General features: G+C 55.0%; 13 protein-coding genes. 5 read left to right on the top strand and 8 right to left on the bottom strand.

Annotation, left to right across the window (positions count from 1 at the left end; genetic code table 11):
* Nucleotides 1-285 precede the first annotated feature (285 nt).
* Nucleotides 286-723: a DUF3291 domain-containing protein gene (locus FH974_RS03925; RefSeq protein WP_047887416.1), complete on the top strand. Its 438-nt coding sequence runs from the start codon at nt 286-288 to the stop codon at nt 721-723.
* A 137-nt stretch (nt 724-860) separates the two neighbouring features.
* Here the strand turns inward: FH974_RS03925 and focA are convergent, their stop codons facing one another.
* The gene (gene focA / locus FH974_RS03920) at nt 861-1,712 is read right to left on the bottom strand and encodes a formate transporter FocA (protein ID WP_047887433.1); all 852 of its coding nucleotides are present in this window, start codon (nt 1,710-1,712) and stop codon (nt 861-863) included.
* A 359-nt stretch (nt 1,713-2,071) separates the two neighbouring features.
* On the opposite strand from focA, the gene FH974_RS03915 reads away from it, so the two are divergent.
* Nucleotides 2,072-2,833 (top strand): sulfite exporter TauE/SafE family protein, encoded by a 762-nt coding sequence (locus FH974_RS03915; RefSeq protein ID WP_047887417.1) that lies wholly within the window; start codon nt 2,072-2,074, stop codon nt 2,831-2,833.
* Between the two features lie 401 nt (nt 2,834-3,234).
* Here FH974_RS03915 and yfcE read toward each other — a convergent pair whose 3' ends face one another.
* The 5 genes from yfcE to FH974_RS03890 form a co-directional block, all read right to left on the bottom strand.
* A complete protein-coding gene (gene yfcE / locus FH974_RS03910; protein WP_047887418.1) occupies nt 3,235-3,783 on the bottom strand; it encodes a phosphodiesterase in 549 nt (182 codons plus the stop codon).
* 101 nt (nt 3,784-3,884) lie between these two features.
* Nucleotides 3,885-4,289 (bottom strand): CBS domain-containing protein, encoded by a 405-nt coding sequence (locus FH974_RS03905; RefSeq protein WP_047887419.1) that lies wholly within the window; start codon nt 4,287-4,289, stop codon nt 3,885-3,887.
* Nucleotides 4,286-4,636, bottom strand: coding sequence for a P-II family nitrogen regulator (locus tag FH974_RS03900; RefSeq protein ID WP_047887420.1), 351 nt, complete (start codon nt 4,634-4,636; stop codon nt 4,286-4,288). Before FH974_RS03900 ends, FH974_RS03905 begins: the two co-directional genes overlap by 4 nt.
* Nucleotides 4,626-5,420 (bottom strand): DUF1538 domain-containing protein, encoded by a 795-nt coding sequence (locus FH974_RS03895; protein WP_047887421.1) that lies wholly within the window; start codon nt 5,418-5,420, stop codon nt 4,626-4,628. Before FH974_RS03895 ends, FH974_RS03900 begins: the two co-directional genes overlap by 11 nt.
* Before the next feature lie 18 nt (nt 5,421-5,438).
* Nucleotides 5,439-6,173, bottom strand: coding sequence for a DUF1538 domain-containing protein (locus tag FH974_RS03890; RefSeq protein WP_047887422.1), 735 nt, complete (start codon nt 6,171-6,173; stop codon nt 5,439-5,441).
* A 244-nt stretch (nt 6,174-6,417) separates the two neighbouring features.
* Here FH974_RS03890 and FH974_RS03885 point away from each other — a divergent pair, with 244 nt between their 5' ends.
* Nucleotides 6,418-7,326, top strand: a complete 909-nt coding sequence (locus tag FH974_RS03885) for a TIGR01777 family oxidoreductase (protein ID WP_047887423.1) — start codon at nt 6,418-6,420, stop codon at nt 7,324-7,326.
* Nucleotides 7,327-7,578: 252 nt separating this feature from the next.
* Here FH974_RS03885 and FH974_RS03880 read toward each other — a convergent pair whose 3' ends face one another.
* Nucleotides 7,579-10,026, bottom strand: coding sequence for an ABC transporter permease (locus FH974_RS03880; RefSeq protein WP_047887424.1), 2,448 nt, complete (start codon nt 10,024-10,026; stop codon nt 7,579-7,581).
* Nucleotides 10,023-10,694 carry an ABC transporter ATP-binding protein gene (locus FH974_RS03875; RefSeq protein WP_047887425.1) on the bottom strand — a complete coding sequence of 224 codons (672 nt, stop codon included), beginning with the start codon at nt 10,692-10,694 and terminating at the stop codon, nt 10,023-10,025. The genes FH974_RS03880 and FH974_RS03875 overlap by 4 nt, the downstream gene beginning before the upstream one ends.
* On the opposite strand from FH974_RS03875, the gene tesA reads away from it, so the two are divergent.
* Both tesA and FH974_RS03865 read left to right on the top strand, forming a co-directional pair.
* A complete protein-coding gene (tesA, locus tag FH974_RS03870; protein WP_047887426.1) occupies nt 10,693-11,292 on the top strand; it encodes a multifunctional acyl-CoA thioesterase I/protease I/lysophospholipase L1 in 600 nt (199 codons plus the stop codon). The genes FH974_RS03875 and tesA overlap by 2 nt on opposite strands.
* Before the next feature lie 54 nt (nt 11,293-11,346).
* Nucleotides 11,347-12,174, top strand: coding sequence for an SDR family oxidoreductase (locus FH974_RS03865; RefSeq protein ID WP_047887427.1), 828 nt, complete (start codon nt 11,347-11,349; stop codon nt 12,172-12,174).
* Nucleotides 12,175-12,206: the final 32 nt, after the last annotated feature.

Below are 12,206 nucleotides of genomic sequence, written 5' to 3'. Positions count from 1 at the left end.
AATGATGAAACGCCCCTGCCAATGCCGGGGCGTTTTTTTATGCTACGGCACTCATCGGCACTATTTTCCACCACAAAACAACATCTATCTTTTTAGATTTGATCAGCCAGTAAACAGAAAAACCACATTACACGCTGCAACCATGAAAACCGCAAAAGTTTGCGATATTCCTCACTTTTACAATTCCTCCGCAGTGCGCCCGCCTCAATGCTAACCATCGCCCCAACCCCATGCCATAACTGAACAATAACCTTGGCCCACCCGGTTTCGACAGATGGAGGAAACATGAAGCTGGCTCAACTGAATATCGCCAAAGCCCGGTATCCGCTGGATTCCCTTGAACTCAAGGATTTTGTCGATAACTTGGATACCATTAATCGCCTTGCCGAACGCAGCGATGGCTTTATCTGGCGACTTAAAGATGATTCCGGTGATGCGACGTCCATTAAGGCATTCAGCGACCCCGATATGCTCGTCAATATGTCGGTCTGGGAATCCGTCGAGGCGCTCAAAGACTTCATGTTCCGGACACACCATCGGGATTTCATGCGGCGTAAGAGCGAATGGTTTTATCCTCTGGCCGAGGATACATATGTGTTGTGGTGGGTGCCGGACGGCTATATTCCGACAGTCGAGGAAGCCAAATCCCGCTTACTGTACTTACGCCAGCATGCCGACTCGCCGCATGCTTTTACCTTCAGGCGCCCCTTTCCGTGTCGCTAAGCCTGCCGGTTACAAAAAAAGCCGCTGGGGGTTTCCGCAGCGGCAAAGGTTAGACTCAATACAAGCAAGAGATATCTGACTCACAAAGGGTAAGTCAGCAATGTAGAACGCGGTTGTTTACCCGCAGCATCACGCCATCAGTTGTCGTGACCACGCAGGTAAATAATCCAGTAACCCATCCCAACAAAAACTCCCCCACCGATAATGTTACCGATGGTCACTGGGATCAGGTTATTAATGAAAAAGTTGCTGAACGTCAGATCGGCAAAGTCGGCCGGATTCATTCCGGTCATTTGCCAGAATTCAGGGCTGGCCAGATGCTTGATACCAATCGCCATCGGCACCTGAAACATGTTGGCAATGCAGTGCTCAAAACCAGATGAGACAAACATCGCCACCGGCAGGATCATAACCAGAATCTTATCAGTCAGCGTACGGCCGCTGAACGTCATCCAGACCGCGACGCACACCAGCACGTTACACATAACGCCCAGCGCAACGGCCTGCCAGAAATCATGATGCAGCTTATGCTGGGCAATATGCATGGCATTGATCCCCAGTTCGCCGTTTGCTGACATGTACTGCTTGGTCATCAGCATGATCACCACCAGCAGCAGAGCGCCAATCAGGTTGCCGACGTAAACGACCCCCCAGTTGAGCCACAGGCTTTTCCAGCTAATCTTACCGCTCGCCCTCGCGACCAGCGTCAGCACCGAGCTGGTAAACAGCTCTCCACCGGTGATCACAACCAGGATCAACCCCAGACTAAAAGCCAGCCCGCCCACGAACCGCGACATCCCCCACGGCATGTCACCGGCACCAGTGGTCACGACGGTATAAAAGACAAAGGCAATCCCGATATGCATCCCGGCCGTAATAGCCAGCAGAAGCGATTTCACAGGGTCTTTGGTTGCCTTGCCGACCCCGATTTCCGCAGCTCGTTCCGCCATCTGAGGCGGTAACAGCGCATCAAACTGATTTTGATACATGGTGATGAGCACCTGACACAATTTGTAACACATATAAAAAGGTGAGGCGCGATATTGAACCGAATGCATCGAAAGTTCAAGCACTCAGATCAACAAAAACTCGAAATATACGAACAGATATTTCGGATATCCCGAATCAACAGAAAATGTAAACATCCGGGAACAATTCCTTGACCAGATCCTCTCAAACCATCAATCTTGCAATCACACGCATAAATATTAAGCCACATTTAGTTTTGCCGATTCCGCTCTCCTGTCGGACTATGCCCCCCTGTCACCTGCGTGAGGCCGTAGTAGATTCCGATGGTAAAAGCCGCTAAGGTGAATGTTTTTGCAGGACGCAGGCGAAACCTTCCACGATGGATTTTCTGAGCTCAATGGGCCTTTTTATCGGCTCGCTTTTATCAAACACACTCGCTTCCCTGTCCGGCGGCGGGGCCGGACTCATACAATTTCCGCTGCTGATCTTTCTCGGGCTACCTTTTGCCATTGCACTGGCTACCCATAAAGTTGCCAGCGTGGCCCTGGGACTTGGAGCGGCCCTCAAACATGTGCGGGCCGGCACGCTCGACTGGACCTTAACGATTTATGTCATTCTGGCCGGGATGGTCGGGGTCATTGCCGGTGCCAACCTGATCCTGTTTATCCCGGGCAGAGTGGCAGAAGCGCTGCTTGGCGTGCTCATTCTCGGGCTGGGGATCTACTCGCTGACTAAATCATCTCTCGGGCAGGACACCCAGCCACGCCACCGGGATCTGGCTGGCATGGTGATCGGCGGCATCGGACTGGCGGCGATTGGGGTGTTGAATGGCTCCTTGACTGCGGGCACAGGGCTATTTGTCACCCTGTTTCTGATCCGTTGGTTCGGTTTTGATTACAAGCAGGCCGTCGCCCTGACACTGGTCAGTGTCGGATTGTTCTGGAATGGAATCGGGGCGGTTACCATGTATGTGGCAGGGGCCGAGATATACTGGCCGTGGATTCCGGTTCTACTGGCCGGCTCGCTGCTGGGAGGGTATCTGGGAGCTCATCTGGCAACCCAGAAAAGTAACCGGCTGATCAAACGATGCTTTGAGGTACTGACGTTCCTGATTGGCTTCAAGTTGCTACTGGGGATGTAAGGCAGCGCAATCTGAAGCGGGTTAAATGAAAGGTGCGGTATGATTAGCACTAATTGGAACAATGCTATTTGAAACGGCACTGTTTGAAACGGTTCCCTGCAAAGCGGCATCTTCTCATCTTCTGAGAGACACGGTTTGAGGGGCGCTGTCTAAGCAGATATATCGCGCCACAAACAGGTTTAAGCCAACTTGCAAGGATTATCCAAAAACAAACAGGCAGCCTGAGCAGCCTGTTTCCGTTTTTCGCATCACCCCAGCAAGTACCACCTTCGCAAGCATCATTTTCACTACACTGACCTTCTTCACAAGAATGGCCTTCGCCATTGCGGCGAACTGTGCGCGACAACGCAAGACAACGCAAGACAGTACATTAGGCTAGTTCGGTTTAGGGAGTGACGAACTTAACGCAGCTCGACTTGGCAAATCACCTCGCCTTCGAACGTTACCACTTTCAGCGTGTTATCTTCCAGCAGGCCGTAACTGGCCTGATGCTCACCACGAGGAATGGTGATGGAGCCAGGGTTGAAGAGATACAGCGCCCCGCGTTGCTCCGCAACCGGCAAATGGGTATGCCCGGATACAATCACATCGCCGTCGCGCAGACGCGGATGCTTGTCGCCGTTGTATAGGTGGCCGTGGGTCAGAAACAGCCGACGGCCATTTGGCAATAACACCAGGTTGTAATCGGCCATCATCGGGAAATCCAGCAGCATTTGATCAACGTCGCTGTCGCAATTGCCGCGAACAGCCGTAATACGCTCTGCGTACTGGTTCAGCATCTCAGCCACTTCGGTCGGGGCATAACCCGCTGGCAACGGGTTACGTGGGCCGTGGTTCAGTACATCCCCCAGCAAAATAAAATGCTCGGCACCGCTTTGTTCAAAAGCAGTCAGGGCACGACGCATGCTGTCAGCACAGCCGTGAATATCGGAGGCAAAAAAGAGTTTCATGCCATGTATCTTCTTTTTTGGAACAGGTAGCCAGATCCTACACCTTGCCACCCGGGAATGCCATGACTCACCACCAAGCCACGCCAGTCATGTCACGGCGGCTACTCTTCCCGCAGCATGCCGTTCAGAACAATATTGTTATAACTGACCATACCGCGGATTTCGCCGTCTTCGATCACCGGGGCCCGGCTGATGCCAAACCGTTCGAACAAGCGGGCACAATAGCGCACATCCATATCGGCACTGACCGACAGCGCCGGTTTGGTCATGATCTCATACACATTCGTGCGCTCCGGTGAGCGATCCAACGCCAGCACTTTTTTGGCGATGTCATTCATCAGCACAATGCCGTATTCATCATCTTCATGCCGCTTATCGACAATCAGCGCTTTGATTTGCCGGCGCTTGGCAATCCTGATGGCTTCTGCCACGGTGGTCAGCCCTTCAACCATGGCATAAGTGTTCATCATGACATCCCTTACCCGTACGACCTTGTCATTACTCATAGTTTTTCCTCCACCACTTTGGTCAACGTCCGCACCTGGTGGGCAACCCCTACGGCATCTTCCACATCCAGCTGAACGGCGATCCCCTGTCCCGATTCGGTATCAAAATCGCCCGCCTCTTCGATTGTCTCCAGTATGGTACGCGCCAGATGCTCCTCCACCACAAACAGGATCACATCCCGCTGTACATCCAACCCCAGTCCCAGAAAGGTTTTCTTCTGGAACAGCCCTTCACCACGGGCATTGTTAATCACCGTCGCGCCGGTTGCTCCCGCCTTTCGGGCGGCATCCAGCACGGCGTCCGTTTTCGTGTCTTCCACGAAGGCAATCAACAGCTTAAAGCGCATCTTTTTGTCTCCTTGCAGAGTGCCATTGCGACAACTGGGCATAGCCCATCACGGTAATCATTGGAAATAAGCTGGCAAACGCGATCAGCCCAAACCCGTCCAGCATCGGGTTGCGCCCCGGAACGGTCGATGCCAGTCCCAGCCCCAGCGCCGTCACTATCGGCACTGTCACGGTCGATGTTGTGACGCCGCCGGAATCATAAGCCAGCGGCACAATCGCTTTCGGGGCAAAGTGCGTCTGGATCACGACCACTACGTACCCGGTCAGGATGTAATAATGCAGCGGATCACCTGCGACAATCCGGTAACTGCCCAACGAAATCCCCAGCGACACCCCCAATGCCACGGCCACTCGCAAACCGGTCACGCTGATGGTGTCCCCCGAGACCTGATTGGCTTTAATCGCAACGGCAATCAGGGATGGCTCCGCGATTGTGGTACTAAAGCCGATGGCAGCGGCAAACAGGTACACCCAGTAGTAATCCTGCCAATGGACAGTCGCGGGCACACTCTCCCCGGCACCAAACAGAAAATCCAGAGCCGTGAGTTGCCGGGCCATCGATTCCCCGAGCGGAAACAACGCCAGCTCCAATCCCATGAGAAACAGCGACAGCCCCAGAATCACATACACAAAACCCAGCCCCACCCGCGGCCAGTTCGCGACCGGTCGCCGCAATACCGCCAGCTGAAAACCAAAAATAATAATGCCAATCGGGAGTACATCCCGCAGGGTGGATAGCAGCGTTTCAAAGAAGTGGATGCTCAGGGCTGTGGTTTCCGTCATGACTTTCTTCGGCTCCCGTTAGTGCACCCACATGCCATAGGCCATGACAAAAATCATCGGGGTCAGCGAAGCGAAGGCAATCAGGCCAAACCCGTCAACCATCGGGTTGCGTCCCTTGATGGACGAAGCCAACCCGACCCCGAGCGCGGTCACCAGCGGCACGGTAATCGTCGACGTCGTGACTCCGCCGGAGTCATAGGCCACTCCGACAATGCTGGGCGGGGCAAACCAGGTCATGATCATCACCAGAATGTACCCGCCGATAATCACCCTATGAATCGGCCAGCCTTTAAGGATACGGATCACCCCCAGCATGATGGCAAGACCCACAGACACCGCCACTGTCAGCCTCAGTCCGGTTGCGTAATCTTCCCGGGCCTGTGCACCATCCTGTAAGATTCCGGCCTCAGAGGCCACATTAGCCGCTTCCGAGGCTACTGCCGTCAGTGCCGGTTCAGCGATCGTGGTGCCGAATCCCAGACAAAATGAAAACACCATCAGCCACACCAGGCTACCTTTGCTCGCAAAGGCTCTGGCCATCGATTCACCAATCGGGAACAGCCCCATTTCGAGTCCCAGCACGAACAGCGTCAGACCGATGACCACAAATCCCAACCCAAGCAAAATTGAGCCAAGGTGCGGCAATGGCTGCTGTAACACGACGAGCTGAAAAAACGCAACCACCAGAACTATCGGCATCAGATCTCGCAAACTGGCAAGCAGGGACTTCATTAACACCCACAATGCTGACATTCCCCCTCCCTGAACCAACCGCCCGCGGTCACCGATCTTTCTGGCGTTAAACATAGCCATACAAAAAACACTGCTATCAATTAACAGTAATCCGCCGGTTACAAATTGACACAACTTTTTTGCCGTCACGAGAACTGACCCACATTCCTGATGTGGAGAACGAACGGTGACAGATAGTGTCGCAAGCTATTGGTTTGGATATACTTGTAGAGGACAGTCTATGGGCGAGGTTTGAGAGGATGCCATGAAGATATTCATTACCGGCGGAACCGGGTTTATTGGCTCGGCACTGATTAGTGAACTGCGCGATTGCCGCATTACGGTTTTAAGCCGCGACCCCGCCCGAGCCAGTGAACAATTGGGTAGCCATGTTCAGGCGATCGGCGATTTGGATCAACTGGCATCCTTCGACGGTTATGATGCCGTCATCAACCTGGCCGGTGAACCCATCATCAATAAACGCTGGACACCCCGACAAAAAGCACTGATCTGTGAAAGCCGCTGGCAAATCACCCGGCAACTGGTCGCAAAAATACAGGCCAGTGCGCAGCCACCTCATACTTTTATCAGCGGTTCCGCCGTGGGCATTTACGGCGATCAGCACGATACCGTCATTGACGAACATTTTGACATCCCGGCTCACGTTGCAGCCGACGATTTTGCCCACCACGTGTGTCAGCAATGGGAAAACATCGCCCGTGAAGCCGAAAGTGATGCCACAAGGGTTTGCTTGCTCAGAACCGGGATCGTTCTGGCCAAACACGGCGGTGCACTGGCCAAAATGCTGCCGCCATACCGACTCGGACTCGGCGGGCCGATTGGCGATGGTAAGCAGTATTTTCCGTGGATTCACCTGGATGATATGGTGCGCGCCATTACATTTCTGCTCCACACTCAGGATGCCCAGGGACCGTTTAACATGACCGCGCCGGATCCGATACCCAATAAGGTCTTCAGCCGCACGTTAGCCCGTACCCTGCACCGGCCGCATTTCCTGTTTACCCCGGCGTTTGCCCTTAAACTGGCCTTGGGTGAATCGGCATCACTCCTGCTGGAAGGGCAACGCGCGATTCCGATGAAGCTGACCACTTTGGGATTTGAATTTCACCACCGACACTTATCGCAGGCATTGACCGATTTACTGAGCCACTGACTTGTTCGGATTTCGATCCAAATCTGTCCTGCTACAACGGCATGTCGCGCGTTTTCGCCGCTGAGAAAGCAAGACCAAGGGACATAAACAGATACCTCCCACGCCCGACCGGAAATTATCTCCTGTTCGGGCGTGTTCATTCAAAGCCATGGCATATCAGCCCGTAACTTCTTGCGCCTGTTCAGGCGGCCTTGCTGCACTGCTTATGCTTTTGTTTCTGCTTACGCATTGGATAATATAAGCCATTGGCAGCTAGCTTCGTACCGGCTCCAACAAATCCCGCAGCATACTGCGGATAATCACGACCACCAGCAGCAATGACAACACAGGCACGACCAGCCAGATCACCGGATGCCCCTGCACCGGCAGCTCGAATCCCCACTTGACCAGAGCGGCTACAACCACTTCCGCGGCTGCCGCAGCCAGCACGCCGGCCAGCAATGCCATAATGCCAAACTCCCCCCATACCGTTGCGGCAATCCGTTTTTTACTGGCACCGAGGGTCCGGTACAGCCGAATTTCCTGGCGCCGCTGCGCCATACTCAGCCGTAACAGGGTCAGAACCAGCAGCAAACCGCTGATCACCCCCAGCGCCGCCAGCACCGACAGCGACAGGGAAATTTGCTGCATGATGCCCTGAATCCGGGTCGCCATGGTCCGCAGGTCAAGCAAGGTGACGGTCGGGAAATCCCGTCCTAACCGGTTGACCAACGCACTCTGCCCGTCCTCAACCCGGTAACTGACCAGCCAGGTCGCAGGCAGAGTCTCCATCACATCCGGGGCAAAGATGAAGAAAAAGTTTGGCCGCATATTGCGCCACTCCACTTCGCGGATACTGGACACGTTGGCCGTGAACGGCTGGCTGTTAACGGAAAACGTCAGGGTATCCCCGAGCACAATGCCCAGCCGCTCTGCAATACCCGACTCCACCGATACACTGCCCGGTTCGCCCCAGCGTCCTTCCATCAGCGTATTATGAACCGGCATGGCTTTACGCCAGGTAAAATTCAGTTCACGCCGCAGGGCATCGTCTTGCTCTTCACGCTCTCCGGCCAGCAAATCCTCGCCGTTGCGATGGGTCAGACGTCCCCGAATCACCGGGTAAATGTCCGAGCGAATCACCCCTTCGGCATCCAGAGTGGATAAGTACTCTTCACGCTGCTCGGGACTGATATTGAGAGCAAACACATTGGGCGCATCCAGCGGTAACGTCTGTTGCCAGTCAGCCAGCAAATCGGACCGCAGCAGCCAGATAACCGTCAGCAGCATCAGCGAGCTGGTCAATGCCGCCAGCTGCGCACCGGTTGCCATCCGGCTGCGGCTGATCCGGCTCAGGGCGAGCGTCATTGCCGGCCCCCATTGCCCGCGCTTGAGCAACAGCACCAGTGCGACACCAAGCCCGGCCAGCACGGCTAAGACCACCAGCAACCCGGCCAGGGTCATCCAGACCAAAGTGTTCTGGCCAAACCAAAGCAGTGCCGCCGCCAATGGCAGAACCAGCAGCCAGTATCCCCGCTTTTGTACCGGCCAGTCCACCTGCTGCTGAATCACCGAAATCGCCGGAGCGTCAACCAGTCGTATCAAGGCGATCCCCATTCCGGGCAGTGCCACCAACCCCGCCACCAACAAGCTGACCACTCCCGGCGTCCAGCCCATGTCCGGCAAAGGATCCGGCAAAATATCGTGCAGCGGCACCCGCAGCAGATACTCCAACAGCCAACCCAGAGTAATCCCGGCGGTTGCAGCAACTGCAAACAACATGGCCAATTGACGTGCCAGCCAGCGCCACAGCCAGCGCTTGCTGGCGCCGAGACTTTTCATCATGGCTACCGTTTCAGTGCGGGTCGAAACATAATGCAGGCAGGTCAGCACCAGCGTAGCGGCCGCCATCAGGATCACCAGAATCAACGTCAGAGACAGGTACTGACGGGCTTTGTCCAGCATATCGCCGGTACGGCCCTGAGTCGTCTCACTGATCCAGCGTTGATCCGGTGTCAGCGTCACGGCTTGCTGTAAGGCGGCCAGCTGATTGTCAGCGCCGTTGAAATAAGCACGGTAACTGACCCGGCTGCCAGGTTGTATGGCACCGGTGCGAGCCAGATCATCGGCATGGATCATCACCGCCGGCATCTGGCTGAAAGGATTAAACGACAGCTCCGGCTCCTGAACTATAGTGCCGCTGACCACCAGCTCAGCATCACCAATTGCCAGGCTGTCACCGGGTTTCACATTCAGCAGCCCGAACAGGCGCTCATCCAGCCACAGCTCGCCGGGTAACACCTGGTGATGCATCCCGGTCGGCGTTTTCAGGCTGAGCTCTCCCCTGAGCGGAAAATTTCCTTCAACACTTTTGACACTCACCAGCTGCATAGCAGAATCACTGAACGCCATGGTGCCAAACCGGGTCTGGCGGGAAATAACCAGCCCCTGACGCTGAGCCTGAGCAATCAGATCCGGCGAAATCGGGTTGGATGCCCTGAGCACCAAATCGGCTGCGATCATCGAGCGCCCTTGAGCCACCATCACTTTTTCCACCCGCACCACCAGTGCAGCCAGCGCAAAGACACAGGCAATGATGAGGGTCAGCGCAACAGCGACCGGCCACAACTGCCCCTGCCACAATTCCCGCCAGGTCCATTTCAGCATCAGAGAGTGGTTGGCAGATGCCGTGATCACTCGGGTGTCACTCATATCGGTCATGCCACCACCTTGCCATTTTCCAGTGTCAGGGTTCGGTCGCAGCGATCCGCCAGATACGGGTCATGGGTGACCAGAATCAGCGTTGTACCGTGATCCCGGTTAAGGGCAAATAGCAGCTCAATCACCGTCGCGGCCGTGTGTTGGTCAAGATTCCCGGTCGGTTCATCAGCAAACAATACTTTGGGCGAGGTCATAAACGCCCTGGCAAGGGCCACCCGCTGTTGCTCACCGCCGGAAAGCTGGCTGGGAAGGTGCGTTTCACGGCCGCTGAGGCCAACCTGATTCAGCAATTCGCGAGCCCGGGATTCGTCCGAAACCTCCCCTTTGATGATTGCAGGCAGCATCACATTCTCCAGCGCCGACAGTGAGGGAATAAGAAGAAAACTCTGAAAAACAAAGCCAACCGATTCACTGCGCAAGGCTGCACGGGCTTCGTCATCCATCTGGCTCAGAGCATTTCCCAGTAACTCAATGTCTCCGTGGGTCGGCAAGTCCAGTCCTGCCAGTAATGTCATCAGGGTGGATTTACCCGCCCCGGAGACGCCGACCAACGCGATCGCCTCCCCCTGCTCGACCTCGAGAGAAACATCCTGCAGAATGGTCAGAGACGACGATGCCGTCGTTACCTGCTTGGACACTGAGACAGCCTTTATCACGGATGTAGACATGTTACGATTCCTTTCAGTTATCTTATTGTTACTCTTAGCGCCCCTGAGCCTGGCCAGTACTCTGGTTGTGGTGGGCGACAGCCTCAGCGCCGGCTACCGGATGTCAGCCGAACAAAGCTGGCCGAACTTACTGGCCGATGAGCTAGACAAAAAAGGCCGCCGTCTTGACGTCGTCAATGCCAGTATTTCCGGCGATACGACCGGGAACGGCCTAGCCCGGCTACCGGCTTTGCTGACACGCCATAAGCCCGCCTATGTGATCATTGAGCTGGGTGCCAACGATGGCCTGCGCGGTTTTCCTCCTTCAACTATACGCAATAACCTTGCAGAGATGATCACCCAAATCGAAGCCAGCGGGGCAAAGCCGTTGTTAATGCAGATTTATGTCCCGCCTAATTACGGCAAACGCTACAGTCAGCAGTTTGCGATGTTGTATCAGGACATCAGTAAAGAATATGAGGTGCCGCTGCTGCCCTTTTTTCTGGAACACATCATCCTGAAACCAGACTGGATGATGGAGGACGGGCTGCATCCGACCGCCGCCGCCCAACCCTGGATCGCCGAGTTTATGGCGCAGGAAGTCGCGCCGCACCTGTAAATCAGAGTGCGGCTTTGCCAGTAAGTTTCACCTTTCAGACCTAACGGAATAATCATGACCATCAGTATTTTAATAACCGGGTGCAGTAGCGGCATTGGCTATCACTGCGCCCATGCCCTGCATCGCGCAGGTTATCAGGTAGTGGCCAGCTGCCGTCGCCGGGAAGATGTCGAGCGTCTGAAACAGGAGGGACTACAGTGTGTCCAACTTGATATGGACAGCGAAACGTCAATTGAACAAGGTTTGGCCGAAACGCTGGCGATTACAGAAGGGCGACTGGATGTGCTGTTTAACAATGCCGCCTATGGCCAGCCCGGCGCCCTGGAAGATCTCCCGACCGATGCCCTGCGCCAGCAGTTCTCAACCAACCTGTTTGGCTGGCACCACCTGACTCGGGCTGTTATTCCGGTCATGCTCCGTCAGGGAAGCGGAAAAATCGTGCAGAACAGCTCAGTACTGGGCCTAGTCGCGATGAAATACCGCGGTGCCTACAATGCCAGTAAGTTTGCATTAGAGGGCTACACCGATACCCTACGTCTTGAACTTGACGATACCCCCGTGCATGTCAGCCTGATTGAGCCCGGTCCTATTGAAAGCCAGTTCCGGGCCAACGCCAAAGCCAAGTTTGAACAACACATCGACATGACTGCTTCCCGCCACCATCGCACCTATCAACAAACGCTGGAACGGCTGGGCAAATCCTCACCGTCGAACCGCTTCACTCTGGGGGCAGAAGCCGTGCTTAAACCCTTGCAAGCCATCATCGACAGTGACACCCCCAAGGCCCGCTATTTCGTCACACAGCCGACCTATCTGTTCGGTTTTCTGCGGCGAGTATTGCCCAGTCGTTGGCTCGACAACCTGCTGAAAAAAAGTGCCTAACCAAGCGCTTTAATGCCCGGGCAGCCCAGAAT

The sequence above is a fragment of the Photobacterium ganghwense genome (assembly GCF_017329545.1).
In the GTDB taxonomy this organism is placed as follows: domain Bacteria; phylum Pseudomonadota; class Gammaproteobacteria; order Enterobacterales; family Vibrionaceae; genus Photobacterium; species Photobacterium ganghwense.
This window is presented reverse-complemented; position numbering and strand designations above follow the sequence as displayed.

Coding starts and splice junctions, on each gene's coding strand:
- FH974_RS03925 (WP_047887416.1), top strand. CDS start 286: ATGAAGCTGGCTCAACTGAATATCGCCAAAGCCCGGTATCCGCTGGAT.
- focA (WP_047887433.1), bottom strand. CDS start 1,712: ATGTATCAAAATCAGTTTGATGCGCTGTTACCGCCTCAGATGGCGGAA.
- FH974_RS03915 (WP_047887417.1), top strand. CDS start 2,072: ATGGATTTTCTGAGCTCAATGGGCCTTTTTATCGGCTCGCTTTTATCA.
- yfcE (WP_047887418.1), bottom strand. CDS start 3,783: ATGAAACTCTTTTTTGCCTCCGATATTCACGGCTGTGCTGACAGCATG.
- FH974_RS03905 (WP_047887419.1), bottom strand. CDS start 4,289: ATGAGTAATGACAAGGTCGTACGGGTAAGGGATGTCATGATGAACACT.
- FH974_RS03900 (WP_047887420.1), bottom strand. CDS start 4,636: ATGCGCTTTAAGCTGTTGATTGCCTTCGTGGAAGACACGAAAACGGAC.
- FH974_RS03895 (WP_047887421.1), bottom strand. CDS start 5,420: ATGACGGAAACCACAGCCCTGAGCATCCACTTCTTTGAAACGCTGCTA.
- FH974_RS03890 (WP_047887422.1), bottom strand. CDS start 6,173: ATGTCAGCATTGTGGGTGTTAATGAAGTCCCTGCTTGCCAGTTTGCGA.
- FH974_RS03885 (WP_047887423.1), top strand. CDS start 6,418: ATGAAGATATTCATTACCGGCGGAACCGGGTTTATTGGCTCGGCACTG.
- FH974_RS03880 (WP_047887424.1), bottom strand. CDS start 10,026: ATGACCGATATGAGTGACACCCGAGTGATCACGGCATCTGCCAACCAC.
- tesA (WP_047887426.1), top strand. CDS start 10,693: ATGTTACGATTCCTTTCAGTTATCTTATTGTTACTCTTAGCGCCCCTG.
- FH974_RS03875 (WP_047887425.1), bottom strand. CDS start 10,694: ATGTCTACATCCGTGATAAAGGCTGTCTCAGTGTCCAAGCAGGTAACG.
- FH974_RS03865 (WP_047887427.1), top strand. CDS start 11,347: ATGACCATCAGTATTTTAATAACCGGGTGCAGTAGCGGCATTGGCTAT.